Below are 15,593 nucleotides of genomic sequence, written 5' to 3'. Positions count from 1 at the left end.
GCTCGGCAGATTGACGCCTGTCGAGTTCGAGACCATCATGACCACACCAGCCACACAGGCTGCGTGACCGAATCTGTCACCGGATCGTGCAGCAGTCCCTCTCGACCGGTTCGGCCGGGTCGCATTCGTCGTAGCCCCAGACCTCGAGCGGGGTGAACGCGTCCTCGGGTTGCGATCGGACACCGGCTTTGAGGAGGCCGGGGTCGGGGGTCGAGCACGGATCGGACGGCCATGTGCCCCAGCCGGTGTCGTAGTTGATGGGCCAGACGTCGATGCCGCCGAGGATGCGGTTCGGTGCGCCCGCGGCTTGCTCGTGAATCGCCGAGACGAGGTACAGCCCCGAGGCACTGGGGTTGACCGGCGGGGCCTCGTAGTGGACGACGGGCATGGAGGTATTGGTCGGTGTGGTCATGCCGAGACCTCCTGGTCACCGCGAAGCACCGCGATGAGCAGATCGCGGCCGACGTCGTCGAGGGCGTTGACGACCTCGGGTCCGAGAGCGTTCCGGCCGCGCCAGTAGGCGAGGCCGGCGCGGCACTGCTGGACGCGTGGGTCGGTCTGGTCGACGCCCTGCCGGACGAGGCCGGCGAGCGTCGCCGCCCAGGTAGAGGCGCTGAGTTCCTGCGGTTTCGTGTTCATGGCCGAGACGGTAGGGATCGACCGTGCAGCGGAGCAGCGGCGCTCAAACGGTCGACCCCGGCACCGAGGTGGCACCGGGGGCGTCGGCCGTGATGGGCGCGCAAGGCTGGAAACCACTCCGTGGAGCTGCCCCGAGGGGTGCTTCTGCTCCGGAGACCTCCTACACGAACCACTTCCCTCGGCTACTGCCTCGGGCACTCACACGGTATCGCGCATCACCGACAAGGCGGCTACCTGCGGATTACGTATCCGATTGGGACGTCATATGCACTGGTCAGAGCTGGTGTGGTCACACGGTGGTCACGTGAACTCGGAGCAAAAGAAGACCCCCTCCGCGCTGTGCGAAGGGGGTCCATCTGCCTTGTCGGGTGTCACTCGAGCGGCCGGCGTAGGTGGGGCCGGCAGGTGAGGCAGGGAATGGGGTTGCCGCCGTCGGTTTCGCCGAGCCATCCACCTCGGCATCGGGGGTCGTGTTCCGTCGTCGCCTGGGCCGTGTCGTCGACGAGCTCGCCTGTGCGGTCGTGGGTCACTGGGCCTCCTGTGTGCTCTGTGCGTCGTCGATGAAGCGGTGTCGGCGCTCGCCGATCCTGGGGCGGCTGTGGCGTGCTCTGACGAGGTCCCAGCGGATGGTGACGTGATGGTCACCCGCGTCCAGGCGATCTTGTGCTTGTGCGCGCTCGGTGCCGCGGAATCCGCCGGGGAGTTCGGCGTCGATCCATGCGAGGGGGTTCCGGGCCGGGTCGATCATCGGTTCGTCGAGGACAGGCGCCGGGGTCTCGTCGTAGGTGTCCGGGGTGGTGTGAGTCGGGCTCTCCCCGAAGAGCTCGCCGAAGGCGGCTTCGGCTTGCTGTGTGAGGGTTTCAGTGGGGAGGGGGGTGTCCTCGCGCGCGCTCGCGCCCGCGTTGCTTAACGCAACGACACCCCCTGATTGAAATTCCATGTTGGGATCCATTGATGTAATCCCCTGTTGGGGGGTAAGTGAGTTACCCCCTTCTAGGGGTGTCGATTTACCCCCTTCCGAAAATGAGTTACCCCCTTCGGTGTGCGGATTTACCCCCTTCACGTCCGAAGGGGGTAAATCACTTACCCCCTTCGGGAAGGCGAGGGAGTAGACATTCGCCTTGCCCTTCCAGTGCTCGTTTCCGCCTCTATCCGTGAGCACGATCCAGCCTTTCTCGACCAGGCGCCGCAGCGCCTTCTTCGCGGTCGGCATAGACACCTGAGCGTCTTCACACAGCCGAGAGAGGCCGGGGTGGGCATTGGTCAGATCGCCGCGTGCATACGTGCTCAGGTTGAGCAGGACGCGGTACTCCGCGTGCGTGAGGTCCGCACCCCGAAGCGCCTCCATCCACACAAACTTGTTCAGCGATCGACCGGACACGACTCAGACCTCACCGTCTTCGATGGGGACATCGGTGCGGCGCCACAGACGTGCGGGCCGGTCCCATCCACCATCAGCGGCACGGGCGGCGTAGCCCGCGAACTCGATGAGGCCGGCGCGCGCAAGGTTGGTGACCGCAGCGCCCGGACGGCCGCGATGGTCGACGACGTACCCGGGCAGGTGCTCGGCGAGCTGCGCGCCGGTGAACTCGGCACCGGTCGACAGGGTCGACAGCCATTGCCGCGCCAGGGTCATGAGGTCAGGGTGCGCATTCGCGAGCGCCTGGTCGACGCCCGCGGCCCCGCCGCCACGCTCAGTGCGCGGCGACGGGGCCTGCTGGGATTCGGTCAACGGGTCTCCTGCGGGTGTGCCGCGAGGTCGCGGAGGGCGGCCTGAAGTTCGTCGATAAGGGCGTGCGCCTTGTCCGGCTCTACGTGGATCGACCCGAAGGACCCGAGGTCGACGATGATCCGGTCGACCGCCTTGGACGCCCGGGCGTGAACGTCGATCTCGATGGCTACATGGAGACTCGGCATGTCAGGCCTCCTCGTCCAGGTCGACCGGCATGAAGCCGATGGGCGCATCGGAGTCCGGGTCGGGTTCGGTCAGGACCGCGACGGCGTCGAGCAAGGTGTGTGCCAGCTCAACCGCTTCCTCGACGGTGAGCGCCGTCCCCGAGCCTCGAACGAGTTCGATGTCCCCGGTGGCCGTTGCGTCGTGACGTTCGAACCACACGAACGAACCGCCCGCGCCGTGCCGTGGCTCCACAGCCAGCCGCGCGATTGCGATGGACTTGTCCGGCAGGCGGTGTCCCTGGTGTCGGGTCAGCGGAACGAGAGCAGCGTCCCCAGCGAAGACGGATCGTGCAGGTGCGAGTGACACGCGGTCACCGTCAGGGTGCGCCCACTTCGGGCGGGGGACGCCGAGGATCTCGTCGACGCCGGTACCGGCGCTGATGCACACGTCCCCGATCGGTCGGTCACATCGGTCTTCCCACGTAGCGGTGTGGTTGGCGGCGGTAGTATCCATGACGAATCTCCCTTTTCCAGTGGGTTGGTTCTCCAGAACGCCGGCGGTTGCCCCCGCCGGTGTTCGCATTTCCGATGGCCGGTGTTCGGTCACGCGGTCGCCTCGATGTCGTCCTCGATGCCGAGCACTGCGAGAAGTCCCGCGACGGGCACGACGTACTTACGTCCCAGCCGAAGCACCGGGGCCGGAAACTCCCCTCGCTTCGCGAGTTCGTAGGCGTACGGACGGCTGATCCCGATCACACTCGCGGCGGTGACCAGATCAGTGCGGACACCGAGGTCACGCACCTCCCTTTCGGTCCAGTGCTTTGCCATTACACAAATCCCTCTCGGATGCGTTCAAGACAACACAGTGATACCACGTCCGTTGACGAACAATCAATAGCGCCGTAGCTTGTGTTCCCATGGCGCAATCAGAGTCACGCAGGAATCCGAAAACGCCGCCCAGTCCATGGGCTAAGGCGATGGCAGAGGCAATCGGCGCGGCCGTCCGCCGTCGACGGAACGACCTCGGCATCAGCGCCCAGAAGCTCGCAGACGCGTGTACCGAACTCGGGTATCCGTTGCCCCGCAATTCGATTGCGAACCTTGAGAACGGCCGGCGCAGCGAGGTCAGCGTGGCCGAGCTGATCGTGATCGCCCGGGCCTTGCGGGTGCCACCGTTGCTCCTACTGTTCCCAGGCATTCCAGGAGAAAAAGTCGAAGTAGCCCCTGGGGTGGAAGCGTTCTCATACGACGCTGCCGAATGGTTCTCAGGACGAGCCCCGTTCAGCTACCTCTCCAACGGAGATGAGCCCTATCCGCTCATGCGGGTCAACCGCGGGGATTCCTGGGGCGGAGGAATGGAGTTTCTCCCCGGCGAGACCTACACCCGATCGACCGACATTTCCGCCTGGGAGGAGGGCGCGCAGAGCATCCGCCTCGCGCGCGCTGAGGCCGATCTATGGAAAGAGCTACGCCAGCACGAGCGCGACGAACAGGCGGCGCTCATGGATCGTGACGAAGTGTTGGCGGAGGCTGCACGGGCTCGCATCGCACGAACTCGGGAACGGATCGCCGAGAACCGCCGGGAGCAACGAGCCCAGGGACTTACCCCGATTCCAATGCCCCGCGAAGCGAGATACCAGGCAATCGATCCTGCAACTTGGGAAGAGTCCGACCCCGCAACCTGGGAGGAATCATGAAAGGCAGTGTCTACAAAAGATGCCGATGCCCGGTCGAGCGGGATGCCAAGGGCCGGCGGAAGGCGTGCAAGAAGGCGCACGGGTCCTGGACGTTCGTCGCCGATCTCGGCATCGATCCCGCCACCGGGAAGCGGCGCCAGGTCCGCAAGTCCGGCTTCCGCACCTCCGACGACGCACAGGAGGAACTGAGCAAGTACCTCACATCCGTCGCGAACGGGCAGGTAGCGCACGACAATCGCATCACGGTCGCCGAGTACCTGAATCAGTGGATCGCGACCAAGGCAGCGTCCGGTATCCGCCCGACCACCGTGCGGTCCTACCGACAGCACATCGACGCCTACCTCATTCCCCACCTCGGCCGCCTACGCCTCGGTGACCTCCGGGCCACACACGTCGAAAAGATGCTGAGGGACATCGCTGCCCCGCCCGTGAAGCCGAAGCCCGACGAGAAGATCCCGAAGGGAGCGAAGCGGAACCCGAAGCCCCTCAGCCCCGCCACGATCCGCCGGGTACACGCGACACTGCGATCGGCCTTGACCTCGGCGAAGCGGAAGCACCTCGTGGGACACAATGCCGCCGAGAACCTCGAGCTCCCCCGTGCGCCTCGACCGAAGGTCACGCCGTGGGAGCCCGAAGAGCTGGGCCGGTTCCTCGACTACGCCGGCACCGATCGGCTCGGCTCCCTGTTCGAGGTCATGGCGATGACGGGGCTCCGTCGCGGTGAGGCCGCGGGCCTGCGCTGGCAGGATGTCGACCTCACGCGCGGAACGATCACCGTGCGACAGCAGCTCGTCGAGATCGACGGGAGCGGGGTCGAGTGCCCCAGCTGCAAGGGCGAGCACCGCCAGTACCGGTTCGGGCGACCGAAGACAGCCAGTGGTGAGGACCGGGTCGTGGATCTCGACCAGGCCACGGTGGGAGTCCTGCTGTCCCAGAAACTCGCCCAGGACACCGAGCGGGCGGCGTGGGGCGAGGCGTACAGCGATCACGGCCTGGTCTTCGCTCGCGAGGATGGGACACCGATCCCGCCGTCGACTGTCTCGAGCGAGTTCGCGCGGCTGTGCGACGGGGCGGGCCTGCGCCATATCCGGCTGCACGACCTCCGTCACGGGCAGGCGTCGCTGATGCTCGCCGCCGGCGTCCCGATCGCGGTGGTGTCCAAGCGACTGGGGCACTCGTCCATCTCGATCACGTCGGACACCTACTCGCATCTCCTCGGAGGGGTGGGCGCTCAGGCCGCCGAGGCCGCGGCGTCGCTCGTGCCCCGAAACCCGCGTGACCACTCGGTGACCACCGAGGATGATCCGAACCTTTTCGTGCCGCTGGAATTCGGCGAAATGCCTGGTAGTGAAGGTGGGGCGGGTGGGGCTCGAACCCACGACCAGCGGATTATGAGTCCGCGGCTCTAACCGACTGAGCTACCGCCCCGTCGCGACGACATGCGTCGCACAGTGCCGCACTGCTCGCACGGCGCGATCGAATGCTACCCGGACACAGCGGGCAACACTCTACCGGGTACGAAGTAACAGAGATCACATCGGTGGATGTTCTGCCGCATAGGCACCCCCGGATACACAGAATCCTCCCACCCGTGACGGGTGGGAGGATTCTGTAGGCGCTCCCCCGGCTGGACTCGAACCAGCAACCGTTCGATTAACAGTCGAATGCTCTGCCAATTGAGCTACAGGGGATTGTCCTGCGGTGCTCCGCGGTTTCCCCCGGTGCGTGAAAAACCATAGCGTCCCACCCGCCGCAGCACCAAATCGCCTGCTTGTGGGCATGCTGCGGGGTCATCGGGCAGGATGGGGACGACGCAGTCACAGGTGGAAGGACAACACATTGATGGGTTTGCTGGTCGGGGTCGCTGCGGGATACGTACTCGGCACCCGAGCGGGTCGCGCGAGGTACGAACAGATCAGCAAGACGGCCAAGGCGGTGGCCGCGAGCCCCGTCACGAAGAAGGCGATCGAGGTGGGCCGGCAGAAGCTCGCCGACTCGCTCAGTCCTCAGCCCAAGCTCGAGCCGATGAAGCCCATCGACGAGACGACCACGATCATGATCCCGCGGGACCAGTTGAAGAAGTAGACGGTCAGCCGGCCAGGCCGTCACCGATGGCCTGGTCGAGCAGGCTCCGCCGGTACTGTTCGAGCGCCATGAGGTCGCCGAGCAGGGCGTGGAACTCCTCGGACTCGGTGGCCGGGGAAATCCGCTGCAGTTTGGACTTCAGTTCGGCCACCTGCTCGCCGACCCAGACCTCCTGCAGCCGGGCCAGCACGCCACCGATGTAGCGCGGCAGCCGGTCCTCTTCGGCGGGGACGGGTTCGACGGCGAGTTCCATCACGAGCGAGTGCGCGACGGGATCGGTCGCTGCCCTGCCGACGGCGTCGACCCACTCGGCTCCCCCGAGGCCCGCTGCAGTTCCGCCGGCGTCGGCGACGGCCTGCCGCACGGCCGCGAAAGCAGGGTCGGTGAAGGTCTCCGGCGGCAGGGAGTCGAAGACGGTCCCGGCGATACCCGGATACTGCAGCGCGGCCTTCAGCGCGTCGCGCTGCGGCCACAGCGTCGGATCATTCGGCCGAGGGCGGCGCAGGGCCGACACGGGCTCCGCCGTGGCCGTCGCGGGCCGCGCCTTGGCTTCCGGTGCACGAACTCCTCGCCGTGCCTCCTCCTGCACACGCCGACGCACGGTGGGGATGTCGTCCCATCCCGTCCAGTGCGCGAGTTGCACCGCGTAGTTGTCGCGGATCGTGCGGTCCTTGATCCGGCCCACGACGGGGACACATCGGCGCAGGGCCTCGACGCGACCTTCGACGGTGTCGAGATTGTGTTCGGCGAGAATCGATTTCACGACGAACTCGAACATCGGGGTGCGGCGGGCCACGAGGTCGCGCACCGCACCGTCGCCCGACTGCTGCCGCAACTCGCACGGGTCCATGCCCTTGGGGGCGATCGCGACGTAGGTCTTCGCGGCGGTCTTCTGATCGCCCTCGAACGCCTTCATCGCCGCCGCACGACCGGCGTCGTCGCCATCGAAGGTGTAGATGACCTCACCGCGGAAGAAGCTGTCGTCCATGAGCAGGCGACGCAGCAGCGCGAGATGTTCGTCACCGAAGGCAGTGCCGCACGCGGCGACCGCGGTCTTCACGCCGGCCAGGTGCATGGCCATGACGTCGGTGTAGCCCTCGACGATCACGGCCTGGTGCGACTTGGCGATCTCGCGCTTGGCGAGGTCGAGGCCGAACAACACCTGAGACTTCTTGTACAGCACCGTTTCCGGTGTGTTCATGTACTTGGCGGTGATCTGGTCGTCGTCGTACAGACGGCGGGCACCGAAGCCGATGACGTCGCCCGCGAGATTGCGGATGGGCCACAGCAGTCGACGGTGGAAGCGGTCGATCGGACCGCGGCGACCCTGCCGGGACAGTCCTGCGGCCTCGAGTTCCGAGAATTCGAATCCCCGGCCGAGGAGGTGCTTGGTGAGCGCGTCCCAGCCGGCGGGTGCGTAGCCGCAGCCGAACGTCTCGGCGGCTGCCTGGTCGAAGTTGCGTTCGGTCAGGTAGTCGCGGGCGGCCTGGGCGTCGGGCGCGCGCAGTTGCTCGGCGTAGAACTGTTGGGCGGCCGCGTTCGCCGCGACCAGCCGGGCACGCGTGCCCCGGTCGCGTTGGACGGACGGACCGCCGCCTTCGTAGTTCAGCGTGTAGCCGACACGCTCGGCGAGCTGCTCGACGGCTTCGACGAAGCTGACGTGTTCGATCTTCTGCAGGAACGAGTAGACGTCGCCGCCCTCACCGCAGCCGAAGCAGTGGTAGTGCCCGTGATTGGGCCGCACGTGGAAAGACGGGGACTTCTCGTCGTGGAAGGGACACAGGCCCTTGAGCGAGTCGGCGCCTCCGCGCTTGAGTGCGACGTACTCGCCGACGATGTCCTCGATGCGCACGCGGTCGCGAATGGCCGCGATGTCTCTGTCTGAAATACGGCCGGCCACGAGACGAGTCTAAGCCGCCGGGCAGACTGCCCGGCACGACGGTCCGACGCAACCCACACCCGCGAGCGCGTAAGCGCGTCCCTCCGGACAGATGCACGGCGCCGGACTCGTGCTTGTGTCCGCGAAGTGCGCAAACGTCGGTGTCAGCCCCAGCTCGCCTGCGCGGCGAGGCTGTCCCGGTCGATCCGTTCGAGGCGCGATTCGGTGCACGACGCGATCTGATCGACCACGACCCGTACCTTCGCAGCATCGTCGGGCGCGGCCTCCCAGGCGGCGACGAAGAACGGGTCGAGACCGACCGGCGCGGTGCGCAGTAGCCACTCGGCGACGCGGTGGATGCGTTCGCGTTGCGATTCCTGGCGGGTGCGGTGGGCGCGGTCGGACATGACGAACTGCAGCGCCATCGTCTTGAGCAACGCGACCTCCGAGACCACGATCGGCGGGACCACGAGGTCGGCGTCGTACCGGGTGACGCGTCGGCCTTCCGTCGCCTCCCGGGTCCCGAGGATCGCTGCGTTGGCGAAGCGGCCCACCAGCTCGCTGGTCAGCTTCTTGAGCGCGACCGAGCAGGCGAGGGTGCCGTCGAAGGTGCCGACGGCGCGGACCACCGGCATGGAGGACAACCGCTTCGCCGCCTCGGTGAGCTCGGCCGGGTCGAGACCCGAGAATTCGCGCATGCCCACCTCGATGAGTCCGGCGACATCGTCGGGATCGTCGAGCATCCGCAGGTCGATGCGACCGTCGATCACACCGTCCTCGAGGTCGTGCACCGAGTACGCGACGTCGTCGGACCAGTCCATGATCTGCGCCTCGAGGCACTTGCGGCGCTCGGGTGCGCCTTCGCGGATCCAGTGGAGGATCTCGGCGTCGTCGTCGTACGAGCCGAACTTCGCGCCCGGGCGCGGACGCGTCCAGGGGTACTTGAGCGTCGCGTCGAGCGAGGCGCGGGTGAGGTTGAGACCGGCGCTCGAGCCGTCCGGATAGAGGATCTTCGGTTCGAGGCAGGTGAGGATGCGCAGGTTCTGCGCGTTGCCTTCGAATCCGCCGCAGGACTCCGCGACCGCGTCGAGTGCCCGCTCGCCGTTGTGCCCGTAGGGCGGGTGCCCGATATCGTGGGCGAGGCCGGCCAGGTCGACGAGATCGGGGTCGGCGCCGAGCCCTTCGCCGATGCTGCGGCCGATCTGCGCGACCTCCATCGAGTGCGTCAGACGGGTGCGCGGGGTGTCGCCGTCACGGGGGCCGACGACCTGTGTCTTGTCGGCCAGGCGGCGCAGGGCCGCGCAGTGCTGCACGCGCGCACGGTCGCGTGCGAAGGCGGTCCGCTCGGACGCCGCTCCCTCGGACCCGGCGAGCGCCGAGGTCTTGCGCGGCTCTGCGACGCGCCGTTCGAGATCGTGTTCGCTGTAGCCCTGCATCACACTGCCTTCCGTCACCGAAGACCCTACGTTCCGCCTCACTGCTGCGCCGTGTACGGGAAATCGGCGGAGAAGTGGGTGATCTGGTACCAGATCAACGCGCCGGTCTCGCGGGCGATGCCGTGCAGCTGCGACTCGCGGGTGAACACCGCCGGACCCTGGCGGGTGGGAGCGGTCCAGGCGTCGAGACCGGCGTCGCGCGCCATGGTCCGGGTACGCAACGAATGCCACGGGTCGCTGACGAGCACGACCGACGACAGGCCCAGCTCCGACATCTCGCGGCTGACGGCCTCGACGCTGAGCAGTGTGTCCGAGCCCTCTTCGACGGCGACGATCGACTCGGCGGGCACCCCGCGCGAGACGAGATAGTTCTTGCCCGCCGCGGCCTCGGTGAACAGGTCGCCCTCCTGCTTGCCGCCGACGGTGACGATCCGCGGCGACACTCCCGCTTCGTAGAGCTTGAGGGCCTGCTCGAGGCGGGCCTCGAAAACCGACGACGGTGTGCCCGAATACTGCGCGGCCCCGAGCACGACGATGGCGTCGGCGGGGGTGCGGTCGTCGATCCGCGCGACCTGCCACACCCGCAGCGCCGTGCCGCCGACGACGAGGACGGCGGCGAGCAGCACCCCGATGATCAGTCGCCGGAGCCAGCGCGCGATGCGCGCGCCGACCCCGAGGTCGTCCCCGGTGTACGTCGCGGTGGTGCCGGTGCGGCGGGATGCGGTGCTCACCCCCTGATTCTGCCAGCGAACGAGAACGCGTCGACCGGACGACGCGCCGACCCCGTCCTCACCTCGCAACCACTAGATTCGATTCCATGGCACACGTATCGGCCGCACCGCTCCGGCGACCTGCAGCACCGCTCCGGCGACCTGCACGGTCCGCGCTCGCATTCGTCCCCGCCCTGCTGGCAGTGACCGCGTGGCTGCTCCTTCCCGCGGCGGCCTCCGCGGAGCCACCCTCGCGGCTCCCCCAGCCGATCACCGACACCGCGGGCGTGCTCGACGACGCCGACGTCGCACGCATCCAGGAAGCGACGAACGCCCTCTACGACGAGCACGGCCTGCAGTTGTGGGTGACCTACGTGTCGAGCTTCGACGGACGCGACTACAACAGTTGGGCGCAGGCCACCGCGCAGGCAAGCAATTTCGGTCCCGACACCGCGCTGCTGGCGGTGGCGACCGACGACCGCGAGTTCGCGCTGTGGACACCGACGGGTTCGGAGATCTCCGAGAGCGAGCGCGACCGGATCAGCTCGTCCGGCGTCGTGCCGGCCCTGCGCAACAGCGATTGGGCGGGCGCCGCCGTGGGCGCGGCCGACGGGTTGAGCAACGCCCTTACGCCGTCGGCTGCTCCGGTGACGACGCTGCTCGTCGGCGGCGGTGTCATCGCGGCCGGTGGTGCCGGGCTCTACGTCTACAACCGGCGGTCGAAGAGGAAGCGCGCCGACGCCGGTGCCGCGCAGGCCGCGCAGGTCGATCCGGCCGACACGACCGCTCTGCGCGGTCTGCCGGTCGAGGGTCTAGACCAGTATGCACAGACCCTCCTGGTGGACACCGACAACGCGGTGCGGTCCAGCGCCGAAGCGCTCGAGCTCGCCCGGGGTGAGTTCGGGGACTCCGCGGTGGCTCCTTTCGACCGCGCACACCGGCAGGCACAGGTCGCGTTGGCGAACGCCTTCGAGATCCGTCAGCGCCTCGACGACGACATCCCCGAGACGCCCGAACAGCAGCGCGACATGCTCGTGCAGCTCGTCTCCTCGTGCGGGCAGGCGAACCGCGAACTCGATGCGCAGGTCGAGGCGTTCGACAAGATGCGCAACCTGCTGCTCGATGCCCCGGCCCGTCTGGACGGCCTCACGCAGCGCGCGATCGCGCTGCAGGCCCGCATCCCCGAGGCCGAGCGGATTCTGGGGCAGCTGCACTCGGAGTTCCCGGCGGGCGCCCTGACTCCGGTGGTCGACAACGTCTCGCTGGCGCGGGAGGAGATCTCGTTCGCCGAGAACGCGATCGACCAGGGCCGCACGGCGGTGGCGCGACCGGTCGGTGAGCAGGGCGACGCCGTGCGCGCGATCCGCGAGGCCGAACGCGCACTGGGGCATGCCGCGACGCTGCTCGACGCGCTCGACCATGCGGCGGAGGACATCCGGCGCGCGATCGCGACGCTTCCCGCCGCGGTGGAGGACGCCGAACAGGGTGTCGTCGACGCGAAGCAACTCCTCGACGCGGGCGGCCAGGAACTCGTCGACGCCCTGAAGGCCGTGCAGGAAGCCCTCGACCACGCCCGGGCCGAGCAGCACACCGACCCGCTGGGCAGTTTCACGCGGGTCGTCGAGGCTGATGCGCGTCTCGACGAGTTGCGTGCCCGGACGCGGCAGGCGAAGCAGCAAGCCGAGGAGATGCGGCGCCGCCTCGAACAGGATCTGAGCGCAGCGCAAGCGCAGGTCACCGCCGCGGCCGACTTCATCGGGACGCGCCGCGGCGTCGTGGGCGCCCAGGCACGCACCCGCCTGTCGGAGGCGCAGCGGCACCTGCAGGCCGCGCAGCAGGCAGCCGAGTCCGATCCGGCGGCCGCCATCCAGTACGCGCGGTCCGCCGCGTCGCTGGCCGCGCAGGCACTGCGCAGCGCCCAGAACGACGTGCAGCGCTGGAACAACCAGCACCGTCCGCCCCGCGGTGGTTCGTCGGGCGGCAACGTCGCCGGTGCCGTGCTCGGCGGCATCCTCATCAACAGCGTGCTCAACAGCGGCCGCGGCGGTGGCTTCGGTGGCGGTTTCGGTGGGGGCGGTTTCGGGGGCGGTGGCTTCGGCGGATCGAGTGGAGGACGCTTCTAGACCGGACGCTACCCCCACTACGAACTCGTGGGACGCCTCGGAACGGTCGACGTCGCGCTGACACCGACCGACACGGACACGGTCTCATGGTTCTTCCGCAGCCCGCTCTACAAGCACTTCGGGTTGCTCACCGAATACGAGGGCACCTTCACCCACCAGGGTCGCAGCGTCACGGCCGACGGTCTGTGCTCGTTCGAGTACGGGCGATACCGAGCCCGTATCTGATGCGGTCCGCTCCTCTGCCGCCCGCGGCGAAGGCTCCGCTCGACCATTTCGTCTACCAGATCGTCGATCTCGACGCCGACACGCAGATCCTGTTGAGCCGCTACGCGATCGGTGACCGACCGTTCATGACGACGGCGACCCCGTGTACCCGCAGCGGTGACGAAACCCGTTGCCGGGACGTGGATTTCGAGATGGTTGAACTGAGCGACCAGTCCGAGCCGACTCCCTACGGCATCCCGATGCAGGTGCCGCGCCGGACCCGGTTCCTGGTGAAGGACACCCGCGGTCGTCCCTGGCTGGATTTCGAAGGGATCATGGACACCCCCTTCACCTACGGGCTGAGCACCGGATTGGTCACCGGTTTCGCATGGTCGGCGATCTGGCGGGGTGAGGAGATCTCCGGCCGCAGATATTTCGAGTACATCGATCTGCGCTCGACGAGGTGACCGCTACGAGCACCCGGCTACGAAGCGACAGATGCCCTCCGGTCCGTCGGGACCGGAGGGCATCTGCGTCGATCGGATCGGTCAGCAGCCGATCAGGCGCTGCGCGAGGTAGCCCTCGACCTGGTCGAGGCTCACACGCTCCTGTGCCATGGTGTCGCGCTCACGGATCGTGACGGCCTGGTCCTCGAGGGTGTCGAAGTCGACTGTGATGCAGAACGGGGTGCCGATCTCGTCCTGGCGACGGTAGCGGCGGCCGATGGCGCCGGCGTCGTCGAACTCGATGTTCCAGTTCTGGCGCAGCTTCGCGGCGAGGTCCTTGGCCTTCGGGCTCAGGTCGGCGTTGCGGCTGAGCGGCAGCACGGCGGCCTTGACAGGCGCGAGACGACGGTCGAGGCGCAGCACGGTGCGCTTGTCGACGCCACCTTTGGAGTTGGGTGCCTCGTCCTCGGTGTAGGCGTCGACGAGGAAGGCCATGAGCGAACGGGTCAGGCCGGCCGCCGGCTCGATCACGTAGGGCGTGTAGCGCTCATTGGTGGCCTGATCGAAGAAGCTCAGGTCGGTGCCGGAGTGCTTCGAGTGCGTCGACAGGTCGAAGTCGGTGCGGTTCGCGACGCCCTCGAGCTCACCCCATTCGCTGCCCTGGAAGTGGAAGCGGTACTCGATGTCGACGGTGCGCTTCGAGTAGTGCGACAGCTTCTCGAGCGGGTGCTCGTAGAGGCGCAGGTTGTCCTTGTTGATGCCCAGATCGGTGTACCAGTTCATCCGGTAGTCGATCCAGTACTGGTGCCACTGTTCGTCTTCGCCGGGCTTGACGAAGAACTCCATCTCCATCTGCTCGAACTCGCGGGTGCGGAAGATGAAGTTGCCGGGCGTGATCTCGTTGCGGAAGCTCTTGCCGATCTGGCCGATGCCGAAGGGCGGCTTCTTGCGCGAGGTGGTGAGCACGTTCGCGAAGTTCACGAAGATGCCCTGCGCCGTCTCGGGGCGCAGGTAGTGCAGGCCTTCCTCGCTCTCGATCGGGCCGAGGAAGGTCTTGAGCATCATGTTGAAGTCGCGGGGCTCGGTCCACTGGCCCTTGGTGCCGCAGTCCGGGCAGACGATCTCGGTCATCGGCACGGCGTCGGGGTCGTCGAGCTTGTTCTTCTCGGCGTAGGCCTCCTGCAGGTGGTCCTGCCGGTGACGCTTGTGACAGCTCAGGCACTCGACGAGCGGGTCGTTGAAGACACCGACGTGGCCGGAGGCGACCCAGACCTGACGCGGCAGGATCACGGACGAGTCGAGGCCGACGACGTCCTCGCGGCTGGTGACCATGTTGCGCCACCACTGCTTCTTGATGTTGTCCTTGAGCTCCACGCCGAGCGGCCCGTAATCCCACGCGGACCTGGTGCCGCCGTAGATCTCACCGCAGGGATAGACCAGGCCCCGGCGCTTGGCGAGGTTGGCGACGGTATCGATCTTGGATTTGGGTGCCACTCGGTTTCTCCATCTTCGATGCGGGTTTTCGCAGCATGCGTCGATCTGTAAGCCTATCGCTCCTCGTTCGCAGCTCGAATTCGCGCCGGTTGACATGCACAACCGTGCATATCAAAATGGAATCGATTTGCAATAAGGCCCGCCGACCGGCGGCCGCCCCTGCCCCGAGGAGCCCCGTGAGCATCGACGCCGATCCACGCGAGTGCAGCACGGGCGAGCGCGCCCGCGGCCCGATCGGCAGCGACGCCCTGCCGTCCCCGGTCGATGTCTCCCCCGGCGCCCTGATCGCGGCCGGTGAGCTGCTGCGCGCACTGTCGGCACCCGTCCGCATCTCGATCGTGCTCGAACTGCGCGAGTCGGCCCGCTGCGTGCACGAGCTCGTCGGCGCTCTCGGCGTCACCCAGCCGCTCATCAGCCAGCATCTCCGCGTGCTCAAGACCGCCGGCGTCGTGCGCGGCGAACGCTCGGGACGCGAAGTGCTCTACCACCTGGCCGACGACCATCTCGCCCGCATCGTCGTCGACGCCGTCGCTCACGCCCAGGAAGGACGATCGCAGTGACCTCCGCCCGCAAACCTCTCGTGGGGGTCCGCTCGACCCGTCAACGCAGCGCCATCGTCGACCTTCTCGACAACACCGAGGAGTTCCGGTCCGCCCAGGACCTGCACGACGAGCTGCGCAAGCGCGGCGAGGGCATCGGCCTGACGACCGTCTACCGCACCCTGCAGTCGCTCGCCGAGGTCGGCAGCGTCGACGTGCTGCGCACCGACAGCGGCGAGTCGCTGTTCCGGCGGTGTTCCTCCGGGCACCACCACCATCTCGTGTGCCGCCACTGCGGCTTCACGGTCGAGGTGGACGGCCCGGAGGTCGAACGCTGGTCGCACGAGGTGGCCGAGTCGAACGGCTTCGTCGACGTCAGCCACACCGTGGAGATCTTCGGCAACTGCCGCGAGTGCGCCCTCGCTCAGGGCTGAACCGACGGCCC

General features: G+C 67.6%; 17 protein-coding genes, 2 tRNA genes and 2 pseudogenes. 8 read left to right on the top strand and 13 right to left on the bottom strand.

Features of this window, described 5'->3' with window-relative positions; translation table 11 throughout:
* Positions 1–76 precede the first annotated feature (76 nt).
* The 7 genes from ACQR3U_RS08910 to ACQR3U_RS08880 all read right to left on the bottom strand — a co-directional run bounded on the left by ACQR3U_RS08910 (position 77) and on the right by ACQR3U_RS08880 (position 3,363).
* Positions 77–412: a hypothetical protein gene (locus ACQR3U_RS08910; protein ID WP_230810361.1), complete on the bottom strand. Its 336-nt coding sequence runs from the start codon at positions 410–412 to the stop codon at positions 77–79.
* Positions 409–639: a hypothetical protein gene (locus tag ACQR3U_RS08905; protein WP_230810360.1), complete on the bottom strand. Its 231-nt coding sequence runs from the start codon at positions 637–639 to the stop codon at positions 409–411. Before ACQR3U_RS08905 ends, ACQR3U_RS08910 begins: the two co-directional genes overlap by 4 nt.
* A gap of 526 nt (positions 640–1,165) precedes the next feature.
* Entirely contained in the window at positions 1,166–2,020 is an 855-nt protein-coding gene (locus tag ACQR3U_RS08900) for a helix-turn-helix domain-containing protein (RefSeq protein WP_230810359.1), read from the bottom strand.
* Positions 2,021–2,023: 3 nt separating this feature from the next.
* Complete coding sequence (locus ACQR3U_RS08895; protein ID WP_230810358.1) at positions 2,024–2,371, bottom strand: hypothetical protein; 348 nt, start codon at positions 2,369–2,371, stop codon at positions 2,024–2,026.
* On the bottom strand, positions 2,368–2,556 hold the full coding sequence (locus ACQR3U_RS08890) for a hypothetical protein (RefSeq protein WP_217579663.1): 189 nt from the start codon (positions 2,554–2,556) through the stop codon (positions 2,368–2,370). The genes ACQR3U_RS08895 and ACQR3U_RS08890 overlap by 4 nt, the downstream gene beginning before the upstream one ends.
* A gap of 1 nt (position 2,557) precedes the next feature.
* Positions 2,558–3,049, bottom strand: a complete 492-nt coding sequence (locus ACQR3U_RS08885; protein WP_230810357.1) for a hypothetical protein — start codon at positions 3,047–3,049, stop codon at positions 2,558–2,560.
* Between the two features lie 89 nt (positions 3,050–3,138).
* Positions 3,139–3,363, bottom strand: coding sequence for a helix-turn-helix transcriptional regulator (locus tag ACQR3U_RS08880; protein ID WP_217579661.1), 225 nt, complete (start codon positions 3,361–3,363; stop codon positions 3,139–3,141).
* A 149-nt stretch (positions 3,364–3,512) separates the two neighbouring features.
* On the opposite strand from ACQR3U_RS08880, the gene ACQR3U_RS08875 reads away from it, so the two are divergent.
* Positions 3,513–4,232 carry a helix-turn-helix domain-containing protein gene (locus tag ACQR3U_RS08875; protein ID WP_230810356.1) on the top strand — a complete coding sequence of 240 codons (720 nt, stop codon included), beginning with the start codon at positions 3,513–3,515 and terminating at the stop codon, positions 4,230–4,232.
* Positions 4,229–5,434: pseudogene (locus ACQR3U_RS08870) on the top strand (tyrosine-type recombinase/integrase); the annotation flags it as partial. The gene ACQR3U_RS08875 and the pseudogene ACQR3U_RS08870, both read left to right, overlap by 4 nt.
* A 152-nt stretch (positions 5,435–5,586) precedes the next feature.
* Here the strand turns inward: ACQR3U_RS08870 and ACQR3U_RS08865 are convergent.
* Both ACQR3U_RS08865 and ACQR3U_RS08860 read right to left on the bottom strand, forming a co-directional pair.
* Positions 5,587–5,660: transfer RNA gene (locus ACQR3U_RS08865), tRNA-Ile, on the bottom strand.
* Between the two features lie 190 nt (positions 5,661–5,850).
* Positions 5,851–5,923, bottom strand: a tRNA-Asn gene (locus ACQR3U_RS08860).
* 148 nt (positions 5,924–6,071) lie between these two features.
* On the opposite strand from ACQR3U_RS08860, the gene ACQR3U_RS08855 reads away from it, so the two are divergent.
* Positions 6,072–6,317, top strand: a complete 246-nt coding sequence (locus ACQR3U_RS08855) for a hypothetical protein (protein ID WP_024101344.1) — start codon at positions 6,072–6,074, stop codon at positions 6,315–6,317.
* Between the two features lie 4 nt (positions 6,318–6,321).
* Here ACQR3U_RS08855 and dnaG read toward each other — a convergent pair whose 3' ends face one another.
* The 3 genes from dnaG to ACQR3U_RS08840 form a co-directional block, all read right to left on the bottom strand.
* A complete protein-coding gene (gene dnaG, locus ACQR3U_RS08850) occupies positions 6,322–8,217 on the bottom strand; it encodes a DNA primase (RefSeq protein ID WP_230810355.1) in 1,896 nt (631 codons plus the stop codon).
* A gap of 143 nt (positions 8,218–8,360) precedes the next feature.
* Positions 8,361–9,632, bottom strand: a complete 1,272-nt coding sequence (locus ACQR3U_RS08845; protein ID WP_064852512.1) for a deoxyguanosinetriphosphate triphosphohydrolase — start codon at positions 9,630–9,632, stop codon at positions 8,361–8,363.
* Between the two features lie 38 nt (positions 9,633–9,670).
* Complete coding sequence (locus ACQR3U_RS08840; protein ID WP_006554464.1) at positions 9,671–10,363, bottom strand: YdcF family protein; 693 nt, start codon at positions 10,361–10,363, stop codon at positions 9,671–9,673.
* 86 nt (positions 10,364–10,449) lie between these two features.
* Between ACQR3U_RS08840 and ACQR3U_RS08835 the strand changes: the two genes are divergently transcribed.
* From ACQR3U_RS08835 to ACQR3U_RS08825, 3 genes and pseudogenes are all read left to right on the top strand, one after another.
* On the top strand, positions 10,450–12,465 hold the full coding sequence (locus ACQR3U_RS08835; protein ID WP_230810354.1) for a TPM domain-containing protein: 2,016 nt from the start codon (positions 10,450–10,452) through the stop codon (positions 12,463–12,465).
* 15 nt (positions 12,466–12,480) lie between these two features.
* A pseudogene (locus ACQR3U_RS08830) lies at positions 12,481–12,690 on the top strand (DUF6670 family protein); the annotation flags it as partial.
* Positions 12,690–13,136 carry a DUF6670 family protein gene (locus tag ACQR3U_RS08825; protein WP_230810352.1) on the top strand — a complete coding sequence of 149 codons (447 nt, stop codon included), beginning with the start codon at positions 12,690–12,692 and terminating at the stop codon, positions 13,134–13,136. The pseudogene ACQR3U_RS08830 and the gene ACQR3U_RS08825, both read left to right, overlap by 1 nt.
* Positions 13,137–13,217: 81 nt before the next feature.
* Here ACQR3U_RS08825 and ACQR3U_RS08820 read toward each other — a convergent pair whose 3' ends face one another.
* Positions 13,218–14,609, bottom strand: a complete 1,392-nt coding sequence (locus ACQR3U_RS08820; protein WP_230810351.1) for a glycine--tRNA ligase — start codon at positions 14,607–14,609, stop codon at positions 13,218–13,220.
* 176 nt (positions 14,610–14,785) lie between these two features.
* On the opposite strand from ACQR3U_RS08820, the gene ACQR3U_RS08815 reads away from it, so the two are divergent.
* Both ACQR3U_RS08815 and ACQR3U_RS08810 read left to right on the top strand, forming a co-directional pair.
* Positions 14,786–15,169, top strand: coding sequence for an ArsR/SmtB family transcription factor (locus tag ACQR3U_RS08815; protein WP_006554467.1), 384 nt, complete (start codon positions 14,786–14,788; stop codon positions 15,167–15,169).
* Entirely contained in the window at positions 15,166–15,582 is a 417-nt protein-coding gene (locus ACQR3U_RS08810) for a Fur family transcriptional regulator (RefSeq protein ID WP_006554468.1), read from the top strand. Before ACQR3U_RS08815 ends, ACQR3U_RS08810 begins: the two co-directional genes overlap by 4 nt.
* Positions 15,583–15,593: the final 11 nt, after the last annotated feature.

This window comes from Rhodococcus sp. IEGM1339 (genome assembly GCF_050321925.1).
Lineage (GTDB): Bacteria > Actinomycetota > Actinomycetes > Mycobacteriales > Mycobacteriaceae > Rhodococcus > Rhodococcus pyridinivorans.
This window is presented reverse-complemented; position numbering and strand designations above follow the sequence as displayed.